This is a genomic window from Aeromonas sp. 2MA4 (assembly GCF_029237305.1).
Lineage (GTDB): Bacteria > Pseudomonadota > Gammaproteobacteria > Enterobacterales > Aeromonadaceae > Aeromonas > Aeromonas salmonicida.
This window is the reverse complement of the sequence record NZ_JAACFY010000003.1, coordinates 190,242-215,988: the sequence shown is the minus strand read 5'-3', so window position 1 is coordinate 215,988 and position 25,747 is coordinate 190,242. Positions and strand designations below refer to the sequence as shown.

25 protein-coding genes and 1 tRNA gene are annotated in these 25,747 nt (G+C 61.4%); 17 read left to right on the top strand and 9 right to left on the bottom strand.

The features are described from left to right. Positions 1-18 precede the first annotated feature (18 nt). Positions 19-618, bottom strand: coding sequence for a 4Fe-4S dicluster domain-containing protein (locus tag GWQ31_RS05095; protein WP_275908805.1), 600 nt, complete (start codon positions 616-618; stop codon positions 19-21). Between the two features lie 421 nt (positions 619-1,039). After that, entirely contained in the window at positions 1,040-1,708 is a 669-nt protein-coding gene (locus GWQ31_RS05090; RefSeq protein ID WP_146612909.1) for a hypothetical protein, read from the bottom strand. A 473-nt stretch (positions 1,709-2,181) separates the two neighbouring features. Between GWQ31_RS05090 and GWQ31_RS05085 the strand changes: the two genes are divergently transcribed. From GWQ31_RS05085 to hypA, 16 genes are all read left to right on the top strand, one after another. Then, positions 2,182-2,877: a 4Fe-4S dicluster domain-containing protein gene (locus GWQ31_RS05085; RefSeq protein ID WP_275908804.1), complete on the top strand. Its 696-nt coding sequence runs from the start codon at positions 2,182-2,184 to the stop codon at positions 2,875-2,877. Further along, positions 2,877-4,760 (top strand): hydrogenase 4 subunit B, encoded by a 1,884-nt coding sequence (gene hyfB / locus GWQ31_RS05080; RefSeq protein ID WP_275908803.1) that lies wholly within the window; start codon positions 2,877-2,879, stop codon positions 4,758-4,760. Before GWQ31_RS05085 ends, hyfB begins: the two co-directional genes overlap by 1 nt. Position 4,761: 1 nt before the next feature. After that, positions 4,762-5,715 (top strand): NADH-quinone oxidoreductase subunit H, encoded by a 954-nt coding sequence (locus tag GWQ31_RS05075; RefSeq protein WP_275908802.1) that lies wholly within the window; start codon positions 4,762-4,764, stop codon positions 5,713-5,715. A 79-nt stretch (positions 5,716-5,794) separates the two neighbouring features. Then, complete coding sequence (locus GWQ31_RS05070; RefSeq protein WP_275908801.1) at positions 5,795-7,513, top strand: hydrogenase large subunit; 1,719 nt, start codon at positions 5,795-5,797, stop codon at positions 7,511-7,513. Between the two features lie 9 nt (positions 7,514-7,522). After that, entirely contained in the window at positions 7,523-8,080 is a 558-nt protein-coding gene (locus tag GWQ31_RS05065; protein ID WP_275908800.1) for a formate hydrogenlyase complex iron-sulfur subunit, read from the top strand. Then, complete coding sequence (locus tag GWQ31_RS05060) at positions 8,080-8,895, top strand: NADH-quinone oxidoreductase subunit B family protein (RefSeq protein WP_271774786.1); 816 nt, start codon at positions 8,080-8,082, stop codon at positions 8,893-8,895. Before GWQ31_RS05065 ends, GWQ31_RS05060 begins: the two co-directional genes overlap by 1 nt. Continuing rightward, entirely contained in the window at positions 8,888-9,301 is a 414-nt protein-coding gene (locus tag GWQ31_RS05055; protein ID WP_275908799.1) for a formate hydrogenlyase maturation HycH family protein, read from the top strand. The genes GWQ31_RS05060 and GWQ31_RS05055 overlap by 8 nt, the downstream gene beginning before the upstream one ends. Continuing rightward, a complete protein-coding gene (gene hycI, locus GWQ31_RS05050; RefSeq protein WP_275908798.1) occupies positions 9,301-9,792 on the top strand; it encodes a hydrogenase maturation peptidase HycI in 492 nt (163 codons plus the stop codon). The genes GWQ31_RS05055 and hycI overlap by 1 nt, the downstream gene beginning before the upstream one ends. Positions 9,793-9,991: 199 nt before the next feature. Then, a tRNA-OTHER gene (locus tag GWQ31_RS05045) sits at positions 9,992-10,083 on the top strand. 224 nt (positions 10,084-10,307) lie between these two features. Beyond that, positions 10,308-11,753, top strand: coding sequence for an L-seryl-tRNA(Sec) selenium transferase (gene selA / locus GWQ31_RS05040; protein ID WP_275908797.1), 1,446 nt, complete (start codon positions 10,308-10,310; stop codon positions 11,751-11,753). Positions 11,754-11,757: 4 nt separating this feature from the next. Then, positions 11,758-13,653: a selenocysteine-specific translation elongation factor gene (gene selB / locus GWQ31_RS05035; RefSeq protein ID WP_275908796.1), complete on the top strand. Its 1,896-nt coding sequence runs from the start codon at positions 11,758-11,760 to the stop codon at positions 13,651-13,653. Then, the gene (gene hypF, locus GWQ31_RS05030; RefSeq protein ID WP_275908795.1) at positions 13,650-16,076 is read left to right on the top strand and encodes a carbamoyltransferase HypF; all 2,427 of its coding nucleotides are present in this window, start codon (positions 13,650-13,652) and stop codon (positions 16,074-16,076) included. The genes selB and hypF overlap by 4 nt, the downstream gene beginning before the upstream one ends. Positions 16,077-16,081: 5 nt before the next feature. Continuing rightward, entirely contained in the window at positions 16,082-16,333 is a 252-nt protein-coding gene (locus tag GWQ31_RS05025) for a HypC/HybG/HupF family hydrogenase formation chaperone (protein ID WP_043136559.1), read from the top strand. Continuing rightward, positions 16,327-17,445, top strand: a complete 1,119-nt coding sequence (gene hypD, locus GWQ31_RS05020; RefSeq protein WP_275908794.1) for a hydrogenase formation protein HypD — start codon at positions 16,327-16,329, stop codon at positions 17,443-17,445. Before GWQ31_RS05025 ends, hypD begins: the two co-directional genes overlap by 7 nt. Continuing rightward, positions 17,442-18,446, top strand: coding sequence for a hydrogenase expression/formation protein HypE (gene hypE, locus GWQ31_RS05015; RefSeq protein ID WP_275908793.1), 1,005 nt, complete (start codon positions 17,442-17,444; stop codon positions 18,444-18,446). The genes hypD and hypE overlap by 4 nt, the downstream gene beginning before the upstream one ends. 69 nt (positions 18,447-18,515) lie before the next feature. Beyond that, a complete protein-coding gene (gene hypA, locus GWQ31_RS05010) occupies positions 18,516-18,857 on the top strand; it encodes a hydrogenase maturation nickel metallochaperone HypA (protein ID WP_042658210.1) in 342 nt (113 codons plus the stop codon). Here hypA and GWQ31_RS05005 read toward each other — a convergent pair. Further along, on the bottom strand, positions 18,835-19,149 hold the full coding sequence (locus GWQ31_RS05005; protein WP_275908792.1) for a hypothetical protein: 315 nt from the start codon (positions 19,147-19,149) through the stop codon (positions 18,835-18,837). The two genes, hypA and GWQ31_RS05005, sit on opposite strands and share 23 nt — an antisense overlap. On the opposite strand from GWQ31_RS05005, the gene hypB reads away from it, so the two are divergent. Next, a complete protein-coding gene (gene hypB / locus GWQ31_RS05000) occupies positions 19,072-19,836 on the top strand; it encodes a hydrogenase nickel incorporation protein HypB (protein ID WP_275908791.1) in 765 nt (254 codons plus the stop codon). The two genes, GWQ31_RS05005 and hypB, sit on opposite strands and share 78 nt — an antisense overlap. Positions 19,837-19,962: 126 nt before the next feature. Here hypB and GWQ31_RS04995 read toward each other — a convergent pair whose 3' ends face one another. From GWQ31_RS04995 to GWQ31_RS04970, 6 genes are all read right to left on the bottom strand, one after another. Further along, positions 19,963-20,430: an N-acetyltransferase gene (locus tag GWQ31_RS04995; RefSeq protein WP_265461830.1), complete on the bottom strand. Its 468-nt coding sequence runs from the start codon at positions 20,428-20,430 to the stop codon at positions 19,963-19,965. Between the two features lie 180 nt (positions 20,431-20,610). Next, the gene (locus tag GWQ31_RS04990; RefSeq protein ID WP_275908790.1) at positions 20,611-21,252 is read right to left on the bottom strand and encodes an ATP-binding cassette domain-containing protein; all 642 of its coding nucleotides are present in this window, start codon (positions 21,250-21,252) and stop codon (positions 20,611-20,613) included. A gap of 100 nt (positions 21,253-21,352) precedes the next feature. Beyond that, positions 21,353-22,144 carry an ATP-binding cassette domain-containing protein gene (locus tag GWQ31_RS04985; RefSeq protein WP_275908789.1) on the bottom strand — a complete coding sequence of 264 codons (792 nt, stop codon included), beginning with the start codon at positions 22,142-22,144 and terminating at the stop codon, positions 21,353-21,355. A gap of 103 nt (positions 22,145-22,247) precedes the next feature. Continuing rightward, a complete protein-coding gene (locus GWQ31_RS04980) occupies positions 22,248-23,060 on the bottom strand; it encodes an ABC transporter permease (RefSeq protein WP_275908788.1) in 813 nt (270 codons plus the stop codon). Then, the gene (locus GWQ31_RS04975; protein WP_275908787.1) at positions 23,050-24,060 is read right to left on the bottom strand and encodes an ABC transporter permease; all 1,011 of its coding nucleotides are present in this window, start codon (positions 24,058-24,060) and stop codon (positions 23,050-23,052) included. The genes GWQ31_RS04980 and GWQ31_RS04975 overlap by 11 nt, the downstream gene beginning before the upstream one ends. Then, a complete protein-coding gene (locus GWQ31_RS04970) occupies positions 24,045-25,670 on the bottom strand; it encodes an ABC transporter substrate-binding protein (protein WP_275908786.1) in 1,626 nt (541 codons plus the stop codon). The genes GWQ31_RS04975 and GWQ31_RS04970 overlap by 16 nt, the downstream gene beginning before the upstream one ends. Between the last annotated feature and the right edge of the window lie 77 nt (positions 25,671-25,747).

Below are 25,747 nucleotides of genomic sequence, written 5' to 3'. Positions count from 1 at the left end.
CCACCAATGGGTGGACCATCACGCTCCGGGCAAACAGGACGCCATCGCCTCGACACTGGCCAGCTGTTTCTGCCGGCTTAGCGTCTCCAGGATCTCGGGGGTCACCAGACGCAGCGCCTGGGTGGGGCACACCTCGACGCAGGCTGGGCCCGCCTCGCGATGACGGCAAAGATCGCACTTCAAGGCTTGCGCCTTGGTCTGCGGGCGCTTGAACAGCGCATCCGCTGCGGGCGCCACCTCTTTCATCACCACGCTCATGGCGCCATAAGGGCAGGCCACCACACAGGATTTGCAGCCGATGCAGCGCGCTTGTATGACCTTGACGCAACCATCCTCGCTGACGATGGCATTGTTGGGGCAGGCCAGGGCACACGGCTTGTCTTCACACTGGCGGCAGAGCACGGGCGTGGTCACCTTGCTGCCCACAATCACCTTCAGGCGCGGCTGAAAATAGCTGTCCCTGGAGACCAGATGTCCATCCTCGATGGCAAGATGCAGGCCGCCTCCCCGCTCAAGGGTTCCCGTACAGGAGCCTGACTGGTGTGACACGGCGCACGCCACCTCACAGGTACGACACCCAATACAGAGACTGGGATCTGCAATCACGAAGCTGTTCATAGAGAGGGATCCTAAATGGTTCGTTACTGCCGCACTGGCATCGCCCTGCGTGCCCAAGTGTCATCGCCCAGGGGGCGCACACTCGAACACCGACGACGCAGCCGGCTCACCCACAAAGCATTTATCAGACCAGAAAAGGAAATGAGCGAAATGAAGTTGGCAAGCAACTGAAAATAAAGGAGTAATCAGAATCGTAGACTAAGACTCTCAGGCCGGTGACGATGACGACAGCAGGCCATCACTGTGATCGACACGACAAAAGTGACGAGCTCGACACCGGCTGACAGGCACGCCAGATCGAACGTCGAAAACCTCTGACAAGCGTTCACAAACACGCGGTTACGATGTAGGGCCAAAAAGGATAAGGTCAGCGCGGCAGGAATGCTGGCCTTGATAAACCAGAACAGGGAGAGGAAGGATGTTAACCCGCAACCACGGGATCATCAGGTATATGATGACTCTCCATAAACTCACGCCACTCTGGCTCCAGCGCAAGATCAGCCTGTTCTTGCAGACTTAGTGAAACCCAGAAGGGCAACCACAGATAATCCCACCAATACTCCACATCCCCCTGTAGTGACCCCACGTTTTCGGGCTCAAACCAGGGAAATGACTCTGCTGGCAGTGGCGGCTGCAAAGCACTGCACTGAACAGCGGCAAGCACGTCAAGATCATTGCAAGCAAACGAGACAATAACACCTCCAAATGCGGGGTACAGAAAGAGCATCATTTTTTGGACGGGCAAATGCTGCGCATTCTTCATCATGACCTGAGTGCTCAGATTTGGATTAACCACATAACCAGCATGCAGGCAGATCTGAAATAACTGCGTCAGGCTCGCCTCTGATACCAAGAATCGGACTACATAAGCCTCAATTGTCATGCCAGGCGGAATTGGCACAGGGTATTGGTCACACACACAGGGTGGCAAACTGGTAAAGCCACTCCCTTTGAATACTTCTCTCATATGCAGGGATGCTCGCGCATGCGTCCCTTTAAATAATTTTTTAAACACACGCCTCAAATCGATGAACACACCTCTCCCCCCTATGCCCGAAAATTTCAAATCTGCAAACAGAAAGGCATTCAAGCTACAACTCGAGTACTGTGACACAGTACACGCAGGCCAAGAGGAGAGCACTCACAAGAGTGCATAATACAGCGGTTCCTTGAAGGCTAGATCAGCTAACCAGTACCGTAGGGTGCAATAAGCGCAGCGCATTGCACCTCTGCTCTTACGCATTTAATTAGCGGTGCAATTCACTTCGTTCTTTGCACCCCACTCCCTACCGCAGACGAATAACCCTTCCGCCCTTCATCACTACCCCGTATCCCTCCCTGTCGACACCGTTTTTACGGGGTGACGAAACCTCTCCCGCCCTTCGTCACAAGTGACGAATGTCACAATTCGACACTGTGCTGCGTCCTCGCCATGGCTCGATATAAAAATTAAAGCCATTTAAAAACAGTAGCTTAAACTCATTTCTGGCATCACCTCAGATTTGGCCCGCATTTTGCCATCCTGCCCCTATTCTCTCCGTTCGCGACACGACAAGGTAGGCTATGAACCGCTTCGTTATCGCTGACCCCAAGCTGTGTATCGGCTGTGGCACCTGTATGGCGGCCTGCAGCACGGTTCACAAGGCGCAAGGTTTGCAGCAAGCCCCCCGATTAACCGTTATGCGACACGAGCAGGCGACCATGCCGGTTCAGTGCCGTCACTGTGACGATGCTCCCTGCATCAAGGTGTGCCCGGTCGAGGCAATTGCCCAGACCGGCGATTGCGTGCAGCTCAACGAATCCCTCTGCATCGGCTGCAACCTCTGCGCCGTGGCCTGCCCGTTCGGCGCCATCCAGAGCGGTGGCAGCCGTCCAGTGGCCATGGCCAACAGCTACGACACCTATATTCCCTGCTCCATCCGCTCCAGCAACCCCTCCACCTCCGCTGGTCTGCGTTGCTTTGGCGAAGATCTGCTGAGCTGGGAGCCGGGCGTGCGCAGCATTGCGGTCAAGTGCGATCTTTGCGAGTTTCGCGCCGAAGGCCCCGCCTGTGTCAGTGCCTGCCCCTCCCAGTCACTGAGCATCGTCAACGACATGGCCTGTGCCAACGCCGCCCGCGATCGCCGCCTGCAAGCGGCCAATGCTCACCCGCAAGGTGCCCCCGCCTTCTCGGCCTCTGCTTGCACGACCGCATCTTGCTCGACCGCCACGACTGCGCCTGTTTCACCCGACGCTTCAATCACTGAAGGAGCCTGCTGATGTTGTCCCCCCTTGTTATGGCCACGCTCCTGCTCTTTTTGCTGGGCGCTGCCGCCGGTCTGCTGCTGCAAAAGCAGCCTTGGCTGGCAAACCGTCTCAATAGTGGCTTCGCCCTGCTGGGCTCGCTGGTCGGCGTGGTTGCCGCCATCAAGGCCCTGGCCCAAGATGCACCGATCGACGGCCAGATCTGGCTGCTGGGCTCGGTCCATCTGGATATGTTGGCCGCGCTGATGCTGCTGGTGATCACGCTCGTGGGCTTGGCTGTCTCCCTCTACTCCTTTGCCTATATCCGCGAATATCAGGGCAAGGGGGATGTGGCCATTGGCGTCTTGATGAACCTCTTCCTGTTCGCCATGGTGGGCATGGTGCTGGCCGACAACGCATTGGGCTTTTTGCTCTGCTACGAGCTGGTGACCCTCACCACCTACTGGCTGGTCAAGACCAATCCGGATGCCGCCAAACAGAGCCGCCTCTATCTGGTGATGAACCATATCGGTATGGCGCTGGTGCTGGTCGCCTTCTGGCTGCTCTGCCGCGAGTCTGGTTCGCTGGAGTTCGCCGCGCTGCGTGAACACCATCTGGCGGGCGCATTGGCATCCCTGGTCTTCCTGCTCAGCTTCTGCGGCTTTGGCCTGCGCGCCGGTTTCGTGCCGCTGCACGGCTGGCTGCCAGTAGCAGAGCCCGTCGCCCCCTCCCATATTTCGGCGCTGATGTCTGGAGTAATGGTGAAGCTCGGTCTGTTCGGCATTTTGCGAGTCAGCATCGATTTTCTCGGTGCCAGCCAGCTCTGGTGGGGCTACATGGTGCTGATCTTCGGTGCCTGCTCGGCAGTGCTCGGGGTGCTGTTTGCGCTGGCGGAGCACGATCTCAAGCGGCTGCTCGCCTACCACACGGTGGAGAACATCGGCATCATCCTGATGGGGATGGGGATCGGCATGATCGGAATCGCCAACCAGCAACCGGCGCTGGTGGTGCTGGGGCTGCTCGGCGCCCTTTATCACCTGCTCAACCACGCCATCTTCAAGAGCCTGCTCTTTATGGGCACCGGCTCCGTGATGTTCCGCCTCCACACCCGTGACATGGACAAGATGGGTGGCTTGGCCAAACTGATGCCCTGGACCGCGCTGGCGTTCCTTATCGGTGCCATGGCCATCTCGGCGCTGCCGCCCCTCAACGGCTTTGTCAGCGAGTGGTTTATCTATCAGGCGCTCCTCTCCATGACCAAACTCGGCACCTCCGTCGTCGCCCCGCTGGCGGTGGTGATGCTGGCGGTGACCGGCGCCATGGCGGTGATGTGTTTCGTCAAGGTGTATGGCATCTGCTTCTGCGGCGCACCGCGTAGCGAAAAAGCGAGTCAGGCCCGCGAAGTACCCAATGCCATGGTGGCAGGCACCCTGCTGCTGGCAGCGGTCTGTCTGGTGCTGGGTCTGGGCGCCCCCTGGATTGCCCCCTTTGTCAGCGGCTACGGTCAGGCCCTCGTCTCTTCTCAGCTCATGGGCCAGATGAGCGTGGCCACTGGCGCAACCCTGCTGCCGCTCGACAGCTCACAGGCGATCCTCTCCCCGCCGGTGATTGCCATCACCCTGCTGGGGCTGTTCCTGATCCCGCTGCTGGTCGTGGCCATCTTCAAGGGGCCCAAGCTGGGTCGTCGTCACGCCGGTACGCCGTGGGCCTGCGGTTACGCCTACGAGGAGCGCATGAGCCTCACCTCCGGCGGTGTCACCCATACCCTGCGCCAGCTCTGCGCACCGCTCTATCGCAAACAGCCCCAGCTCGATCTGGCCACCGCCCTGCACGGGGTGAGCGCGTCTCCCTCGGCCGCTGGCTGGCTCTTGCACGGCCTGGTGCTGGCGCTCTTTATCCTGATGGCTGTAGGAGTCTGATATGCCTGTTCTTGAAATGCCGAGCTGGGGCATGGTTGCCCTCGCCCTGACCCAGGCCATCGCCATGCTGGCGCTGGCGCCGCTGGCCACCGGTTTCAACCGGGTGCTGCGGGCCAAGATGCACTCCCGTCAGGGGCCCGGCCTGCTGCAGGATTACCGGGATATCGGGAAGCTCCTGCGCCGCCAGGAGGTGACCCCGGAGCCTGCCGGTATCATCTTCAACCTGATGCCGGCGCTGCTGATCGCAGCCCTCTTGCTGGTAGGGATGGCGCTGCCGACCCTGACCCACGAGTCCCCCTTTCCCATCGCCGGGGATCTCATCACCGACATCTACCTGTTCGCCATCTTCCGCTTCTTCTTCTCCCTGGCGGGGCTGGACAGCGGCAGCATGTTTGCCGGGATCGGTGCCCGCCGCGAGCTGACCTTAGGGATTTTGGTGGAGCCCATTCTGGTGCTCGCCTGCTTCATCATGGCGATGATGGTGGGCAGTTCGGATCTGGGCAACATCAGCAGCTACGTCGCCACCCAGCCGCTGGCCGCGCCCATCGCTACCCTGTTGGCGGGGGCCGCCTGCGCCTTCGCGGTGTTTGTGGAGATGGGCAAGCTGCCCTTTGACTGCGCCGAAGCCGAGCAGGAGCTGCAGGAGGGGCCGCTCACCGAGTACTCGGGCGCAGGTCTCGCCCTGCTCAAGCTCTCCATCGGCCTCAAGCAGCTAGTGGTGGTGCAGCTCTTTTTGGTGATCTTCCTCCCCTTCGGCAAGGCGGCGAACTGGAGCCTGCCCGCACTGGCGCTGGCCACCCTGATCCTGCTCTGCAAGCTGCTGGTGGCCTTTGGACTTGCGGGCATTATCGAGAATTCCATGGCCCGCACCCAGTTCGTGCGCACCCACAAGCTCACCCGCTATGGCTTGGGGCTGGCCCTGCTGGCGCTGCTCGCCTATCTGGTCGGGGTATAACTCATGCCCGCCATCACAGCTGATTTTTTCGATTTCACCTTTTCCGATTGCTCATTCCCGAACATAAAGTGAGAACTGCATGACCATCGCCATTTCGGATCGCATCGGTTGCGACTATATCCAGCAACTGCGACAGCAACTGCCCCACGCCATTATCGACGAGCAGTGGCAGACCGCCGATCAGGCCACCCTGACCGTCAAGCCCACCAGCCTGGTGGCCCTCACCAGCCTGATCTTCCACAAGCAGGGCGGCTGGCTCTCGGTTTCGTTTGCCAATGACGAGCGCAGCCTCAATGGCCACTTCGCCGTCTACCACGTCTTCTCCATGGAGGGCGACACCAAGAGCTGGATCACCGTCAAGGTGCTGGTCGAAGCCACCTCGCAGGAGTACCCCTCCATCACCCCGACCATACCGGCTGCGGTGTGGGGCGAGCGGGAGATCCGCGACATGTATGGCCTGCGCGCCGTCGGCCTGCCGGACGAACGCCGTCTGGTGCTGCCGGATGACTGGCCCGAGGATATCCACCCCCTGCGCAAGGACGCCATGGATTACCGCCAGCGCCCGATGCCCACCACCGACACCGAGACCTACCCCTTCGTCAACGAGCTGGGCAATGAGGCCAACCGCATCGTGCCGGTCGGCCCGCTGCACATCACCTCGGACGAGCCGGGCCATTTTCGTCTGTTCGTCGATGGGGAAGACATCATAGATGCCGACTACCGGCTGTTTTATGTCCATCGCGGCATGGAGAAACTGGCGGAAACCCGCATGGGCTACAACGAAGTGGCATTTCTGACCGACCGGGTCTGCGGCATCTGCGGCTTTACCCACAGCGTTGCCTACACCACCTCGGTGGAGAACGCCATGGGCATTAAGGTGCCCGAGCGGGCCAAGATGATCCGCGCCGTGCTGCTGGAGGTGGAGCGCCTGCACAGCCACATCCTCAACATCGGCCTGTCGAGCCACTTCACCGGTTTCGACACCGGCTTTATGCAGTTCTTCCGGGTGCGGGAGAAATCCATGACCCTGGCCGAGCTGCTGACCGGCGCGCGCAAGACCTACGGCCTCAACCTGATTGGCGGGGTGCGCCGCGACATCTTCAAGGAGGATCGCATCAAGGGCGCCCAGCTGGTGCGCGAACTCCGTGATGAACTCAAACCGCTGGTGGCCATGCTGCTCGACACCGCCAACATCACCTCCCGTCTGGTGGGGATAGGCCGCCTCGGCCCGCAAATCGCCCGCGATTTCAGCTGCGTCGGCCCCATGGTGCGAGCCAGCGGCTTCAAGCGTGACGTGCGCCGGGTCCACGACTTTGCCGCCTATCGCGAATTGCCGATGGAGATCCAGACCCTGGCGGGTTGCGATGTGCAATCCCGGGTGCTGGTGCGGATCCACGAGCTCTACGACTCCCTCGACATGATTGAGTTCGGCCTTGAACACCTGCCGGAAGGGCCGCTGCTGACCGAAGGATTCACCTATCAGCCGGGCAAGTTTGCACTGGGCTTTACCGAAGCGCCCCGTGGCGAGAACGTCCACTGGAGCATGACCGGCGACAACCAGAAGCTGTTCCGCTGGCGCTGCCGCGCCGCCACCTACGCCAACTGGCCCGCCCTGCGCTACATGCTGCGTGGCAATACCGTCGCCGATGCGCCGCTCATTATCGGCAGCCTGGATCCCTGCTACTCCTGTACCGATCGGGTCACCCTGGTCGACCCCAAGAAGGGCAAGTCCACCGTGGTCTCCTACAAGGAGATCGAGCGCTACGGTATCGACCGCAAAAACTCTCCGCTCAAGTAAGGGGTCATCATGATCAAGCTGTTCAAGACCATCCTCAAGGCTGGCACCCCGACCGCCAAGTACCCCTTCGCACCCATTGATGTGAACCGGGATTTTCGCGGCAAACCGAAATATCAGGCGGATCAGTGCATCGCCTGCGCCGCCTGCACCAAGGCCTGCCCGGCCAACGCGCTGGTGATGGAAGTGGACATGGAGACCGGCGAGCGGCGCTGGGAGATCTCCATGGCCCGCTGCATCTTCTGCGGCCGCTGCGAAGAGGTCTGCCCGACCCATGCCATCGCCCTCTCTCCCGAGTTCGAGCTGGCGGTGACCAACAAGGCCGACCTGTATGAGGAGGCCCGCTTCGCGCTGGCCCCCTGCACCCTGTGTGGCACCTACTTTGCCCCGAGTAAACTGGTGGCACTGGTGGAGGACACCCTCAAGCAGGCGGGCACGCCGCTGGCGACCCCGGAGCGGCTACAGCACTGCCCCGACTGCAAACGAAAACAGAGCATGCTGAGCCAGCCTGACTCGGCCATGACCACACCGATTGCCACACCGATGACCACACAACAGGAGTGGATGTGATGAGCAAGATCAAAGGCATAGAACCGGTTGTCGGCCATGCCCATACCCGCGCCGTGCCGCTGGCACAGGATCCCGAGATCACCAAACTCAAGAAGACCCTGCTCAAAGACATTCGCCGCTCGGCCTATGTCTATCGGGTCGATTGCGGCGGCTGCAACGCCTGCGAGATCGAGATCTTCGCCACCATCACCCCGCTGTTCGATGCCGAGCGCTTCGGCATCAAGGTGGTCGCCTCCCCCCGTCACGCCGACATTCTGCTCTTTACCGGCGCGGTGACCCGGGCGATGCGAGTACCGGCCCTGCGCGCCTATGAAGCAGCCCCCGATCCCAAGATCTGCATCGCCTACGGCGCCTGCGGCTGTGACGGCGGCATCTTCCACGATCTCTACTGCGTCTGGGGCGGCACCGACAAAATCGTACCGGTGGATGTCTATATTCCGGGCTGCCCTCCGACACCGGCGGCTACCATCTACGGCTTTGCGGTGGCGCTCGGTCTGCTTGAGCAGAAACTCAAAGCCACCAGCCACGAGGTGCAACCGGGTGAGCGGGTCGAACTGCGCCACACCGGCATCCCCAATGAAATTCGGGTGATGATCGAGCGCGAAGCGCGCCGCATGGCCGGTTATCGGCAGGGACAGATCATCGCCGACGAGTTTATGGCGCTGCTCGAAGGGGCGACCCAGCAGGATGTGGATCTGCGCATCCAGAGCTACCTCGATCAGCACGACGATCCGCGCCTGGCGGAGATCGTCAACAACCTGGCCAACGCCTGCCTCAACCGGGCGGCAGGCAAGGGAGAGGCGGTACATGGCTGATCAGATTTTCTTCTACCGCCTCTCGCGCAAGTTCGTCGACGAGCAGTTCGACGTGCCGGAAGAGGCCAAAGAGGTGATGTACTACAGCCTCGCCATTGGCCATCACCTCGGCATCGTCGATTGCCTGAGCGCCGATCTGGTCTGCCCGCTGGCGGGTTATCGCGACTGGGTGGCCAAGCTGCCAGAGGGAAGTGAGGCGCGCCGCAAGATGGAGGGGTTTCTCACCTTTGGCGAGATCACCATCTATCGCGAGCACTGCCATATGCTGGCCTGCGCCTTCGACCGGCTGCGCAAAGCCGACAAAGTGCTCGATGAGCAGCAGCTGGGCTGGACCAACACCTTTATGGATCAGCTCACCGCCCTCTATAACGACCCCCATATGTACCTGATGGTAAGGAGCCGCTGATGGGCTGCAATCTCGTGTTGACCGTAGGCAATGCCATGATGGGGGACGACGGTGCCGGCCCTTATCTGGCGGACAAGCTGCAAGCCGCCCCCCTGCCCAGCTGGATCCACATCGACGGCGGCATAGCGCCGGAAAATGCGGTCTACAAGGTGCGGGAGCTGCAACCGGAGCGGGTGGTGCTGGTGGATGCTGCCGAGATCGGCGAGAAGGCGGGCACCCTGCAGGTGATCCCTCCCGAAACCATCGCCGAGATGTTTATCTTCTCGACCCACAATATGCCGCTCAATTTTTTGATCGACGAGCTCAAGACCTTTGTCCCCGAGGTGATATTTGTCGGGGTACAACCGGCCATCGTTGCGTTCTCCTTCCCGATGACCGAGATGGTGAGCGAGGCGATGGATTATCTTTATCAGCATCTTGATACCGCCACGGATGCCAGCTTGTTAATAGAGCGACTGGACCAGTGGAATATTACCAATGCCGAGCGATAGTTATTTTACCAGCTGTTAAACAAGTTATTTATTCGTAACACTGGAGATATAAAAAGAGCCTGGCGTTGTATTCAAACGTCGGGCTAACTGTCCTTTTATTGATATGAAACAACCTCACGCCATATTTACCAAATATCTATAAAATATTAAAAAAATCATTGCCAGTCTGATTTTACTGGCTCAAAATATCAGCCATTACGGAAGTTGATGGGGTCTGGTGGCCTCCTCGGTCTACAAAACCGATGTTAGCCGAGAAGGCTTTGGCAGGTTCGATTCCTGCCTCTTCCGCCAATTTAATATAGTGAATAGTCGAATTCACCTTGTTTAATAACGGTGCGTACTGCTTGCCAATATAATCCGGACATCGGTGTTCAGCCTGGCCAATTATTAGTTTGCCAGCATGAATCAACCATTAATTCATGCTGACATTGCCAGCGCAGAATAATCCGTCAACTCGGCCTCTCTATCGGCGAAGCTGCGTGCATCTCAAACCCACGCACTGCTCTGGTAATCCCATGCCAAACCCGTCTCACGCACCATCCCTTGCTCATCCGCACGGTCAAGCCGAACCCCGGCCTAACGCAAGCAATTCCTTGCCACAGCGCCGCCTGCCACAAGTGGAACAGCTGCTGCAGCAACCCTTTCTCGCAGGTTTTATCGAAGCGCTGAGCCGCCCGCTGGTGACTCAGGCGGTGCGCGATACCCTCAGCGAGCTGCGCCAGAGCGAAGATTTTCGCCAGCATGGCATCGCCCCCGAGCAGATCGAGGCGCTGATTGCCAAACGCTGCCGACAGCAGTTGCTCCAGCGTCAAACCCGGGTGATCAATGCCACCGGCACCCTGGTGCATACCAATCTGGGGCGCTCGCCATTAAGTCATGAGCTGTGGGACGAGGTGCGTGACCTCAACACCGGCTACAACAATCTGGAGCTGGATCTCGCCACCGGCAAACGCGGCGGGCGCAAGGGGCTGATCGCCCCCCTGCTCCGTTGCCTCACCCAGGCCGAGGATTCGCTGGTTGTCAACAACAACGCCGCTTCACTCTTTTTGCTGCTGCAAGAGGTAGCCAAGGGGCGCGAGGTGATCGTTTCGCGCGGCGAGCAGATCCAGATTGGCGGCGGCTTTCGCATTCCCGATATTCTGGCCCTCTCCGGCGCCAAACTGGTGGAGGTGGGCACTACCAATATCACTACCGCCAAAGATTACCTCGATGCCATCACCGATCAGACCGCGCTGGTACTGATGGTGCACAGATCCAATTTCGCCATTCGCGGCTTTACCGAATCACCCGATATCGGCGAGGTGGCCCGCGCCCTGCCCGAGCAGGTGGTGCTGGCGGTGGATCAGGGCTCCGGTTTGACCACCGAAGAGTTTGCACCGGACGAAACCTCGGTGCGCCAGTACATCAAGGCGGGGGCGGATCTGGTCTGCTACTCCGGCGACAAGCTCTTGGGCGGCCCGCAATCGGGCATCATCAGCGGCCGCAGCGACCTTATCAAGCGGCTGGAAAAACACCCCATGATGCGCACCTTCCGCCCGAGCCGCATCGTCTACTCCCTGCTCGAACGGCTGCTCATCCACAAGCTCAACAAGTCCCCCATCGGCGAAGGCATCGCCCAGCGCACCTTGAGCAACCCGGCCGCCATGCAGGCGAGAGCCTCCCAGCTGATGGCCGCCCTGCCCGGCTGTTTTGTGCCGGTTCCCGCCCAGCTGGTGGTAGGTGGCGGCACCTTGCCGGACGAGTTCTACCCGGCGCCCGCGCTCGAGTGCACCGACCCGCGTCCGGCCCAGCAGTTGCTCGATGATTTGCGCGAACTGCCGGTGCCGGTCATCGCCACGGTGCGCCAGCAGAAGGTACTGCTCAATATGGCCACCCTGCTACCAACCGAGATGGGCCTGCTGATCGCCCAGCTTAACGAGCTGCTGCTGCCCGCCCCGATCAATGCAACAGAGGAGCCCTGATCCCATGATCCCATATCGCGCCGTTATCGGCCTTGCCGGCCACGTGGATCACGGAAAGACCCTGCTGATCAAGGCCCTCACCGGCATCACCACCGCCCGCGCCCACGAGCAGGCCATCGGCATGACCCAGGATCTCGGCTTTGCCCACTTCGACGACGGTCAGGGCAACACCATAGGTGTCATCGATGTGCCCGGCCACGAGCGCTATATCCGCAACATGGTGGCGGGGCTCTGGAGTCTGGATCTGGTGCTGCTGGTGATTGCCGCCGACGAGGGGTGGATGCCGATGACCGGCGATCACCTGCGCCTGCTCAAGGCGATGGGGGTGCCGCGCCTCTTGGTCTGCATCAACAAGTGCGATCTGGTCTCCCCCGACGAGCTTTTGCTGTTGGAAGAGAGCCTGCTGGAGCGGGTGATGGACGAGAGCGGCATGGTGCCCGATATCGTCAGCGTCAGCGCCAAAACCGGCGTCAATATGGCTGCCCTGCACGCCGCCATCGTCTGCCAGCTTGCCGATCTGCCAGCCTCACAAGAGGCTCGCGAGCAGGGCGCCCCGCGCCTCTATGTTGATCGTGTCTTTACCGCCAACGGCACCGGCACAGTGCTTACCGGCACCTTGCAACAGGGCCGCCTCAAGGTGGGAGACAAGCTGCGCCTCTACCCCGCCGATCGGGAGGTGCAGGTGCGCTCCCTGCAGGCCTATCACCAGAGCGTCGACGAGATCGGCGCCGTCTGCCGGGTGGCGGTGGGCCTTAAAAAAGTGCCCCACAAGGAGGTGACCCGCGGCCACTACCTGACCAGCGCCGCTGGCCAGTGCGAGGCGGCGACTCACCTGATCGTGCGGCTCAACGCCGAGAGCCTGAGTAGCAAGACACTGCGCCCCTCTCTGCACAACAAGGAGGTCGAAGTGGCCCTAGGCAGCTGGCATGGCCGAGCCCGTTTTGTTCCCATCAAGGATACCCGGCTGGCACGGCTGATCTTTACCAGCCCCATCCCCTGCTTCTTTGGCCAGCCGCTCGCCATCATTCGCCATGGCAGCAGCGAACTGCTGCACGGCGCCCGCATCGTCTGGTGCGGCGACATCTACCCCGCCAGACGCAAGGCGCTGCACGCCCTGCTGGGCGAGCTGCCAGATGAGCTGGAGCGCTACAACCCGGCCACCCTACAACTGGGGCTCAATGGCTATGTGCTGGCCAGCCGCTTTGACCAGCAGCCCGAGCAGGTCACCCCCCTCGGTGAGTGGCTGTTGGACAACCACTGGCTGGCCCAGAGCCGCGACCAGCTGCTCGCCACGCTGGCCAGCGAACCGCTGAGCGCCGCCGAACTGGCAACCCGCTTTGGCATCGCCCTGCCGGTCATTCAGGCCCTGCTCCAGCAGCTCAAGAGCGAGGAGCTTGTGCGCCTGCACCATGACAAGTGGCAGCAGGGCAGCGGCGAGTCGGAAGACGATCTGGGAGAAGAGGCGCAGCTGGTGCTCAAGGTGGTGCGAGATCAAGGCAAGGAGGGTTACGAGCCCGGTAAACTGGGCCCCGGCGGCGTTGAGCTGGATCCCTTTATCACCCGCCAGCTGCCCGCGGCCCTGCAGCAGGGCTTGCAGCAAAAAGGCGCATTGCAAAAGCAGCTGCGCAATCTGGCGCGACTCAAGTATCTGGTGCAGCTCGATGGCCCCATCTACTACGACGCCGAGCTTTACAACCAGATGGTTGCCGCCGTGCTGGCGGGCCAGCAGGTGGGAGATCTGATTGACATGGCATCCTTAAAGGAGATCACCGGCTTGTCGCGCAAATACGCCATTCCGTTCTGCCTGCGCATGGAGATGGATGGCTGGGTGCGGCGCGAGGAGAACGAGCGCCGGGTGCTGCGTTTGCCGCAGACTCAAGATGAGATGGAGCCGGCATGAGCGCCACCATTGCCCCCTCTATCTCTCCGAGTCATGCGGCCAACCGGCTACGCCGCGAGTTTCATATCGACGGTATAGTGCAGGGGGTCGGCTTTCGCCCCTTCGTCTATGGACTGGCGCTGCGCCACAGCCTTGCCGGCTATGTGCTGAACGATGCCAATGGCGTCACCATCGGTGCCGAAGGATCGCCTGAGCAGCTGGCCAGCTTTGCCCGCGAACTGCGGGAACTGGCGCCGCCCTTAAGCCGAATCGATCATTTTAACGAGCGGGAACTGCCCCAAAACCCGAATCCCGATTACAACGGCGCCTTTCATATCAAGGCAAGCCAGCAGCAGAGCGCGGCCACGGTCGCCATCTCGCCGGATCAGGGGATGTGCGAGGCGTGCGCCCGGGACGTGGCCAACCCTTCGGATCGCCACCACCACTACCCCTTTACCAACTGCACCCACTGCGGCCCGCGCTACACCATCATCCGCCACCTCCCCTACGACCGCCCCCACACCGCCATGGCGGGCTTTGCCATGTGCCCGCGCTGCGCTGCGGCCTATGAAAACCCGCTGGACAGACGCTACCACGCCCAGCCGGTGAGCTGCCCCGAGTGCGGGCCCCATCTCAGCTGGCGAAATGGCCGTGGCGATGCCTTGGCCGAGTGCGAGGATGCCCTGCAGGCCGCTGCCAGCGCCCTGCAGGCGGGGGCGCTGATTGCGGTCAAGGGGATGGGGGGTTATCACCTGATATGTGATGCCCGCAATGAACAGAGTGTGGCCAGATTACGAATGCTCAAACGGCGCGAACGCAAGCCGCTGGCGGTGATGATGGGCTCCCTTGCCGAGGCCAAACTGCATGTCACCGGCAGCGAAGACGAGTGGAAGCTGCTCGCCTCTCAGGCCAGACCCATCACCTTGCTGCGCAAGCGCAAAAACGATGATCGGTTCTCAGAATCCCTACTGACAACCGCGCCACTGGCCGAGGGGATCGCCCCCGGCATTCCCTACCTTGGCATCATGCTCCCCTATACCCCGCTCCATCAGCTGCTGCTGGACGCCTGCGCCATACCGCTGGTAGCCACCAGCGCCAATGGTCGCGGCAGCCCGATCCTTATCGAGTGCGAGGTGGTGGTCAAGGAACTCGGCAGCGAGATTGACGGCATCCTGGATCATAACCGCCCCATCCTGCACCCGTGCGACGACAGTCTGGTGCAGTGGGCGGGCGGGCGACGCCAGACGTTACGGCTCGCCCGGGGCTATGCCCCCTGCACCCCCAGCCTGCAACAGGCGGTCAAGGCGCCGCTCTTGGCAGTCGGGGCGCAACAGAAGAACCAGCTGGCGCTCGCCTTCGGCCGCCAGCGCATCTACAGCCCCTATATTGGCGATCTGCACAGCCTGCCGATGCAGGAGCACTTTGAGCAGACCCTGGCGACCTTTCGCGAACTCTACGATCTCAAACCCGAAGTGCTGGTCTCGGATCGCCACCCGGGCTACCTCAGCCACCAGTGGGCCAAAAGCTATTGCCAGGATCAGGATGCAACCCACCTCGAGGTGCAGCACCATCACGCCCACCTGCTGGGGGTGATGGCCGAGCACGACATCACGGGCCCGGTGCTGGGTGTTGCCTTCGATGGCACCGGCCTTGGCGATGACGGCACCCTCTGGGGCGGCGAGCTGCTGCTCGCAGACGTTCAGGGCCTCGAGCGGGTTGCCCATCTCAGGCCCTTCAAGCTGATCGGCGGCGAGGCGGCCATCCGCGAGCCGGTGCGCCAGCTACTGGGGCTGCTGTTTGAATCGCATAGCCCTGAGCAGATCAGCGCCCTCGATATTCCTTTGATCAAGCAACTGCCCCTTAAGCGGATCAGCAATCTGCACCAGCTCTGGCATCTCGGTCGCAACGCCCCTTACACCAGCTCCATCGGCCGTCTGTTCGATGCGGTGGCGGCGCTCTTGGGGGTGATCGACACCCCCGATTACGAGGGCGAAGCAGGACTCCTGCTGGAAGCGGCAGCCTTGCAGCTGGCCCCCGATGAACAGCCCTTCCCCCTTGCCTTTGATCTCAGCCAATCAGCAGAGGGGGCACTGCATATCGAGTGGGTCGAGCTGATCCATACCCTTGTCAGCGAGCTGTGCAAAGGCATCTCCACCGCCAGCCTGGCCGCCGGTTTTATCCGCGCCATCAGCAATCTGGTTATCGCCCTTGCCGAGCGCTTCCCCGGCTATCCGGTGGCGCTTGGAGGCGGCGTTTTTCAAAACCGGGTGCTGATGGACCAGCTGGTGCCCGCTCTCGAAGCGGCCGGCCGGCAGGTATTGACCAGCGAAACCCTGCCGCTCAATGACGGTGGCATCGCCGCCGGTCAGCTCTGGTTTGCCATCCACCATCTTGCCACGCACCAGCCTGTCACAACCGGTTGTGCCACCTTGTCGGAGTCCTGAAATCCATGTGTCTATCCATCCCCTCTCAGGTGGTGCAGCTGCACCCTGAAGATAACTGCGTCACCGTCGACACCCTGGGGGTGCAGCGGCGCGTCAGCTGCATGCTGCTCGAAGAGCCCCTCAACCTTGGCGACTATGTGCTGCTCCATATCGGCTTTGTGATGAGCAAGATTGACGAAGAGGAGGCGCAGGCCAGCCTCGAGAGCTTCCGCCAGATGGTGGCCCTGATGCCCAAACAGGATATCTTGCCATGCTGACCTTGAATGACCTGTTTCAGGGCTTTCGCCAGCCCGAGGTGATCCGTGCCCTCGCCGCCCAGATAACCGAACTGGCCAAATTACTCCCCGAACCGCTGCGGGTGATGGAGGTGTGCGGCGGTCATACCCACACCATCATGAAGTACGGCCTGCACCAGCTGCTGCCAGCCAGCATCGAGTTCGTTCACGGCCCCGGCTGCCCGGTCTGCATCATGCCGAAAGAACGCATCGATCAGGCCATCGAGCTGGCCCGCCAACCCAACGTCATTCTGGTCACCCTGGGGGACATGATCCGGGTGCCGGGCTCCAAGGGCACGCTGGCCCAACAGCGGGCCAAGGGGAGCGATATTCGCCCCGTCTATGACCCTCTCGATGCCCTGCGCATCGCCAAAGAGAACCCGGAGAAAACCGTGGTCTTCTTCGCCATCGGTTTCGAGACCTCCACCCCAATGACTGCAGCGCTCTTGGCAGCAGCTGAAGAGCAAGGGGTCGAGAACCTCTTGTTTCATATCAACCATGTGCTGGTGCCCCCCGCCATTCACGCTGTGATGGCCGACGGGGTTGCCAAGGTGAACGCCTTTATCGGCCCCTCCCACGTCAGCGTCATCACAGGCGCAGATATCTACCTGCCCATAGTCCAACGCTATCAGGTGCCTGTGGTGGTGAGCGGCTTCGAGCCGGTGGATGTGATGGAGGCACTGCTGATGATGGTGCGCCAGAAGGTGGAAGGCCGCTACGCCCTGGAGGTGCAGTACAGCCGCGCAGTCACTACCAGTGGCAATAAAGCCGCCCAGCGGCTGGTCGAGCGCTTTTTCGAGACCCGCGAGCATTTTCGCTGGCGAGGTCTGGGGGACATCAACGCCTCCGCCCTGCGCCTGCGCGATGCCTTCGCCAAGCGCGATGCGGAGCGTCACTTCCAGCTGGACCAGACCCCCATCGATGACCACAAGGCGTGCCAGTGCGCCGATATCCTGCGCGGGCTGGCCAAGCCGAATCAGTGCAAAGTCTTTGGCCGGGGCTGCACCCCGACCCAGCCCATGGGCAGCTGCATGGTCAGCTCCGAAGGGGCCTGCAATGCCTACTACCGATATATGGGGATCCAGCAACAATGAGAGAAATCCAACTTAGCCACGGCGGCGGTGGTGTGGAGATGAACCAGCTGATCAACCAGCTCTTCTTTCACCACTTTGGCAACGAGATCCTGCTGTGCGGTGAAGATGCCGCCCTGCTGCAGGTAGAGGGCCTCGTCGCCTTCACCACCGACAGCTTTACCGTCTCGCCGCTCTTCTTCGAGGGGGGTGATATCGGCAAGCTAGCCATCGCCGGTACGGTCAACGATCTGGCCATGATGGGGGCCAAACCCGAGTATCTGAGCGCCAGCTTTATCATCGAGGAGGGTTTCCCCTACGCCGATCTGGCCCGCATCGTCGAGTCGATGGCGGCGGAGCTTGCCAACAGCGGCGCCCGCATCGTCTGCGGCGACACCAAGGTGGTGCCCAAGGGGGCGGCCGACAAGATCTTCATCAACACCAGCGGGGTCGGCACTTTCCCGCTGCCTGAGCAGAGCCGGGGCATCTCGGTACGCAACCTCAAAGCCGGTGACGCCATTCTGGTGTCGCGGGATATCGGCAGCCACGGCGCCTGCATCCTGATGGCCCGCGACGCCCTGCAACTGGGATCTGATCTCAAGAGCGACTGCACCACCCTCTGGCCGCAGGTAGAAGCGCTGCTGCAGGCGGGCATTACCCCTCACGCCCTGCGCGATGCCACCCGCGGTGGCCTTGCCGCCGTGCTCAACGAGTGGAGCAGCGCCTCCGGCGTTGCCATTGAGCTGGAGGAGTCCGCCATCCCGGTCTGCGATCCGGTGCGCGGCCTGTGCGAGCTCTACGGTTTCGAGCCCTATGATCTCGCCAACGAGGGGACCATGGTGCTGGCCCTGCCTGCCGAACAGGCACAGGACGCGCTGGGCATCTTGCGGCAATTCAACCCAGCAGCCAGCCAGATCGGCGTGGTGCAGGCAAGCGATCGCCACAAGGTGATCCTCAACAACCCCTGGGGCAGCCGCCGTTATCTGGAGTTGCCGCAAGGAGAACTACTGCCGCGGATCTGTTGATCGGCCATGCCGTTCCGTCAATTACAGGGAGGAGTCACTGCTCCTCCCCATATCGGTTAAGGAGTCACCATGCACGAAATGTCTCTGGCCATGGCCGCCATCGATCTGGCGGCCGAGCAGGCCACCCAGCGGGGCTTTAACAAGGTGACCGCCCTCTGGCTCGAGGTCGGCAGCTTCTCCTGCGTCGACCCGGACACCATTGCCTTCTGTTTCGAGGCGGCCGCCAAGGGCACCGCCGTCGAAGGGGCCCAACTGCACTTTCAGCACCAGGCGGCAGAGGCCTGGTGTTACGACTGCAACCAGACGGTCACCCTCACCGAGCGCGGGCAGGCCTGCCCCGGGTGTGGCGGGTACAAATTACGAGTCGCGCAGGGTGATAGCCTGCGCATCACCGACATCGAGGTAAGTTGATATGTGTAGCGTATGCGGATGCGGCCAGGCGCGGATCGCCGACCATGAGCATCATCACGAACATGAACATCACCATGAACATGGTCATGAACACGACCATCATCATGCTCATGACGCCCATCACCATCATGATCACGAGCAGAGCGCGCCGCGCACCCTGATCATTCACCACCACTATCACCATCAGGGGGATGTCCATCACCACTACCACGGGGTGCGGGCTCCCATAAGCCATGAGGGGCATGATCACCCCCACGACCATCATCATGATCATCAGCAGGGTGATCTGCACTACGGCAAAGGGGAAGCGGGATTATCGGTCCCCGGCATGGGACAGCGCCAGCTGATCGCCATCGAGATGGATGTGCTGGCCAAGAACAACGCGCTGGCGGCCCACAACCGCGAACACTTCACAACCGCCGACCAGCTGGTGCTTAACCTGGTCTCTAGCCCGGGTTCAGGCAAAACCACCTTGCTGTGCGAAACTCTGCGCCAGCTGGCCGACAAACGCCCCTGCGCGGTGATCGAAGGGGATCAGCAGACCAGCGCCGATGCGGATCGCATTCGTGCCACCGGCGTCCCTGCCGTGCAGATCAACACCGGCAAGGGCTGCCATCTGGACGCCAAAATGGTCCACGACGCCTGTCACCAGCTGCCCGCCAATGAAGGAGGCATCCTCTTTATCGAGAACGTGGGCAATCTGGTCTGCCCCGCCAGCTTCGATCTCGGCGAGAAGTACAAGGTGGCGATCCTCTCCGTCACAGAGGGGGAAGAGAAGCCGCTGAAATACCCGGACATGTTCGCCGCCGCCCAGCTGATGGTGATCAACAAGATCGATCTGCTGCCCTACGTCAGCTTTGACGTGGCCCGCTGCATCGAGAACGCCAAACGGGTCAACCCCTATATTCAGGTGATCCAGGTCAGCGCCACCACGGGTGAAGGGATGGATGCCTGGCTGAACTGGCTGGCCACGGCCTGATCTCGAACGTCCGATTACGCTGCGCTAATCGACACCACATCTGCACCACTAATGTGCTGTACATGTTGATGAAAAAGAGGGAGGCATCAGCCTCCCTCTTGGGTTGTAACAAGAAGCGCGTTGTCATTAACCCGCAAACCACTTTTCCACGCTGATGTAATAGGTGGTGAAATCACGCCCCGAGAGCGTCGTCTTCTGCACCCTGGTGGATCGCTTGGTGAGCGCCCGATACTCTGGGCGAGTGCTCAGCAGATGGAACATGACCTCCTTATGCCCCATCTGCCTTGCCCATCCAATCATCTCCTTGAAGATGGCAATCCCCGTCCCCCAACCCGCTTTAGCGATCACAACGGCAATCTCGACGCCATCGTCGTCGGGTTGTATCCCGCACCATCCAATCAGCACACCGTCAATGAGCACGGCACGCACCCGGCAACCGGGTAACCTGTCTATTCGCATCTTTTCATCCATCCAGGTGCGTACACTGACCGCATCGAAGGGGGGATGATCAATCAGATGCGTTCTCACTGTGTGATCGTTGACCACGGACAGAAAATCGCCCGCACCCACATCACTGAACAGTTTAAATTCCATACAACTCATAGTGAATCGTGTCCAAAATGGTGGGCTCTGCCATATGATGACTTCCCCGCAAGATGTTTATTGCCCCCCTGATAGGGCGCACAGTCATTATGCCAATCAGGCCAAAACATTTGCAAAGGATGCAAGAATAGAGTGAGTACCTGCCGTGATGCTGAAGGGAAACGCCAGCCCTCAGGCTACATTGCAGACCATCAATTCCTGCTCAGCCGTCTCCTCGCCAAAACGCAGCACCCGATGGCAGATCTGGCGCAGCAGCGCCTGCTGATGACTGAATATCACCATACCAAGCCCGCGCTGCTCGCACTCAACCATCAACTCCCGCCAGAGTTGGCGCTGAATCTGCGGATCCAGCTGGGCGGTCACCTCGTCGGCAATCAGCAGACGAGTGCGGGGATCGAGGGCGCGCAACAGCGCGATGCGGGCCAGCTCGCCACCGGATAGCTGACCGGGTTTGCGACCAAGCCACTCAGGTTTGACCATAAAGCGGGCCAGCATGGCGTCATCGGGGCGCCATACATCCCAGAGCGCCTGCCCGGTGGTGCGATAGGGATTGAAGGTGAGCTCCGGGTGCTGGGGCACCAGCTGGATGGGGTTATAACCTTTTACCTGTTCAGGTACTGGCTGCCCATCCAGCAGGATCTGCCCGCCAGCCCCAACCGGTTGCCAACCGGCCAATACCCGCCCCAGCGTGGTCTTGCCATGGCCGCTCGGTGCGGAGATGCCGAGCCGCTCGCCCGCTTTCACCGTCAGCGATAACCCCTGCCAGAGGGGACGTTCCCCCTGGGCGATAGTGAGATTCCGTACTTCCAACATCAGGAAACCTCCGGCACAGAGAAGAGCGCGTTGAACCCCGGCAGCGCCTGCCACTGAATGTCTGCCACGCCACACACAGCCTGTCTCAGAGAAGCAATCATCAGGAGACCTCCGACGTAGCAGGAAAGAGCGCGTTGAACTCCGGCAGCGCCTGCCAGTGAGCACGGAGCATCTCGCTCCCCTGCCCTTGCCGAAGGTGGTGGCTACTCAAGGTATCGCTCACCTGCCCCTGATGGAGCGCCACGATGCGATCGGCAAAACGGGCCGCCAGCGCCAGATCGTGGGTCACCCAGAGGATACCGCAGCCCTGATTGGCCAATTCACGCAACTGGCCGAGCAGCAGACAGGCCAGCTCCTCGTCGAGCCAGGCGGTGATCTCGTCTGCCAGAATGTAGCGAGCGCCGCCGAGGGCCGCAGTGCAGGCCAGAATGCGCTTGGCCATGCCGCCGGAGAGCTGGCGTGGGAATCTGTCCAGGGTGGTCGCGGGCAGCTGGTAGCGCAGCAGTTGCTCGCCGAGCCGCTCGCGAGAACCGCTCTGGCCGCAGAGGCGTGCCGCACGCCCCAGCTGGCGCTCCACCGTCAGCAGCGGATTGAGGGCGCTCACCCCCTGCGGCACATAACAGAGGGTGTGGCCGCGCAAACGGGCCCGGCTGGTATCGCACAGAGGCGTGCCATCGAGGGAGATGCTGCCGCGCATCCGCAGATTGTCCGGCAGCAATGTCAGGGCGCTTTGCAACAGCAGGCTCTTGCCCTCGCCGCTCCCCCCCACCAGTGCCACTATCTCCCCCGGCGCCAGTTGCAGGCTGATATCGGTCAGCAATGGCTGCCAGCTGCGCCGCCCCAGCCAGGAGTAATGGGCCGCCTCTATGGTCACCTGATCAAAACTCAGCATGGTTCACTCCTGTGCCACAGCAGCTGTTGCAAGGCCCGCGAGTAACCTGATCGAACAGCAGCGCCAGCCAGACTGCGCTGACGCCAGATGGCGGTTTCAAATATCAGCATGGTTCACCCCCAAACCAGAGCTGCTGCAGGGCGCAAGTAGCCTGATCAAACAGCAGGACCAGCAGCAGCAACATCAGCCCCGGGAAGAGGGCCAGCCACCAACCGCCACCGGCCAAATAACGCAGGGCATCGGCCAGCAGCAGGCCCAGCGAGGCCTCGTGGGCCGCCAGACCAAAGCCGAGAAAGCTCAAGGCCGCGCTGTGCAGTACCGCATGGGGAAACATCAGCAGGGTGCCGATAATCCACTGGGGCAACAGGCCCGGTAGCAGGTGGGTGCGCCAGCGACGTAGCGCTCCCATCCCCTGACAGCGGGCCAGCACCACATAGTCGCTGCAAGCTATCCGTCGCGCTTCTGCGCAGAGAATGAGCGCCAGCTTGGGCCAGTGGGTGAGTGCCACCGCCAGGATCACCCCGCGCATGCCGCCCCCCAAGGTAAAGCAGATGAGGATCAGCAGCAGCATATGGGGCAGCGCCAGCATGGCGTCGATCACCATTCGCACCGCCGCATCACATCTGGGGTGAATGAGCGACACGCTTGCCGCTACCATGGCCAGCAACCCGCTACAGAGCGCCGTGCTGATGCCAAGCTCCAGACTGGTGAGGGTGCCCTGAAAGGCGCGCAACCAGAGATCCCGCCCCATCTGATCGGTGCCGAACCAGTGGGTCAGCGAGGGAGGCTGCTGGCGCGCCAGCAGATCCATCGGCACATCCTGATGAGAGAGGCTCCAGCCGTAAGTGGCCAGCAGCGCCAATCCGAGCAGGGCAAAACCCAGCCGCAGTATGGAGGGAAACGGATTAAACAGCATGCTCGCCCTCCCAACCCCGATTGATGCGCGCCAGCAGCAAACTGGCCACAGTGTTGCCAATAAAGACCAGCAGGGTGCAGAAGAGCACGATTCCCATCAGCAGGGGGATATCGCCCCGCAGCCCCGCATCCACGGTGGCCTGGCCGAGCCCCGGATAGGAGAAGACCTTCTCCGCCAACAGCGAGCCGCCAATCAGCTCGCCAAGGGAGGCAAACTGCAGGCAGAGCGCCGGGGTCAGGGCGTGGCGCAGCACGTGAAAACGCAGCATGGGCCAGCCACCATCACCTTGGGCGCGGGCATAGCGGATAAAGTCGCTCTCCAGCACCTCAGCCACCCGCCCCCGGGTATGCAGGGCAATATTACCCACCCCCAGCAGCGCCAGGGTAGTCACCGGCAGCAACAGATGGCGCAATCGCATCAACCAGTCAGCCTCATCGGCAGCGAGCCCCGGCGTCCAGGCGCAGCAGACTGGCAACAGCGGCCAGTGCACCGCAAACAGGGCGAGCAGCAACAGGCCAACCCAGAAGGTGGGCAGGGAGGCGAGCAGGTAGGCAAAGCGGCAGATAAGGCGATCGGGCCAGCGGTTGAGATAGCGACCGGCGTAGAGGCCCAGCAAAATCCCGAAAAAGCCGGAGAGCAGCCAGGCACCCGCCAGCAGCAGGAAGGAGGCAGCAAAGCGCTGGCCTATGACTTCACCCACAGGCGCGTTGTAGAGCATGGAGTAGCCGAGATCCCCCCGCAGCACCTGGGTAAACCAGTGCCAGTAGCGCAGCCAGAGCGGTTGATCCAACCCCCAGCGGGCGGCAATGCGGGCGTACTGCTCGGGCGGCACATGGAGCAGATCGTTGCCGATATAGGCCTTGATGGGGTCGATGGGGGAGTAACTCAGCAACACAAAGGTGGCGACCGAGACCAGACACAAGAGCCCTGCCAAACGCAGCAGGGCTTTTAGCAACAGATAACCTGAATGACACAAGGGCGAACTTAACGGCACGTCCACCGCCAATCCTGCAGGTTGTTGAGCAGGGACCAGCTGCCGTGGATTTCCGGCGCCCCCTTGCCAAGATCGATGCAACGGTTGGCGAGATAAGTGTGCTGCACATTGAGCAGCCAGGCCCAGGCGGCATCTCCCTGCACTCCGGCGCCTGTCTTGCCATCCCACTCCACCTGCTGCCAGAACGGCACGGCCGCCTGCCAGTTCGGGGCATCCAGCGCCTGCTTGAGGTGGTCATCCACCACAGGGTTGCTGTAGTAGCCCGGGTTGTAGAACTCCACCCCACCGGAGCCGCTCTGGTAGTGGTGATAGAGTTCCATGGGATCCAGACTCCCCCACCCCATCAGCACCGGGTTGGCGTGCATCTCCCGCTCCACCTGCTCCCAGCTGCCGGACTTGAGGCTCACCTCAAGACCGATGGGCTTGAGCATGGCGCGCACCGCTTCCGCCAAATCCCGGCGGGTACTGTCGCCACTGGTGTACCAGAGGGTAAAGGCGGCGCGCAGGGAGCCCTTGTGGCGAATGCCGTCGCTGCCCATCTTCCAGCCAGCCTCGTCGAGCAGGGCGTTGGCATGGGCGGTATCGCCATCCTTGAAGGCGGTGGCTTTGTTTAGCCATGGCAACCCTTCCACCGCGCTGTAAGCGGGGATGGCGTGCCCTTCCAGCAGCTGATCGGCCAGCAACTTGCGGTCGATGGCATAGTTGATGGCGCGGCGCACCGCCACATCGGCGGTCACGTCGTTACCAACGGGATAACCCTTGGCATCTTTTTTAGCCTCTTCGCCACGCTTGCTCGCTGCAGGAATGGGGAAGACGATGCCACGGTTCTCCACGCTCGGCCGCACCCAGAGCCGCAGCGAATCTGGCACGGTGGGCGCCAGCGACGGGGGAATGCGCACCAGATCGAGCTGGCTGCTCTGGGCGGCAGCATAAGCGCTCTCTTCATCGATAAAGACAAACACCAGCCGTTTGAAATCATTGTTGCCACCGGCGTAATAGGGGTTCGCCTCAACCACCAGTTGCTGACCGGGCAGGAAGCTCACTAGCCGGTAAGGGCCGGCGCCGACAGGCTTTTGGGCGTACGCTTTTGCGTCGTAATCCTTCTTCGACACTATCCCCAAGGATCCCAGCACGTTGACGAAGGTGCTCTGGGGGGCGCTCAAGACGATGGCGACCTCGGTGGGCGAGAGCACTTTGGCCGAGACAAAGTTGCCCATGTCGATCTTGCCGCCGCCCTTGGCTGCGCTGTTGTAGGTAAAGACCACATCCTCGGCGGTGAGCGGTGCGCCGTTGGAGAATTTGAGATCGGGCTTGAGGGTGATAAGCCACCCCTTGCCATCCTGGTTCGGGGTCACCGATTGGGTGAGCAGATCCTGCCAGCTGAGGTCCGCGTTTTGCTTGAGCAGCGGGCTGTGCAGCAGCAGGTAGCTGCCGTGACTCCAGCCAAGCAAGGGGTCAAACCCTTCGGTGGGCTCGGCGCCGATGGCGAGCTTGAGCTCGGCGGGAACCGGTTGGGCGGCCAGTACGGAATGAGAGAGTCCGCTTGAGAACAGGGCCAGCAAAGTGGCCGCGACGACAGGCACACACTTGCGGCGGCCATGGCATTGAATGGTCATAAGATTCCTTGTTCGTTTGTACCACTCACCTCGAAGAAAAACGTCAAACGAAGAAGCGAGTGAGGGGCCAAAACGGG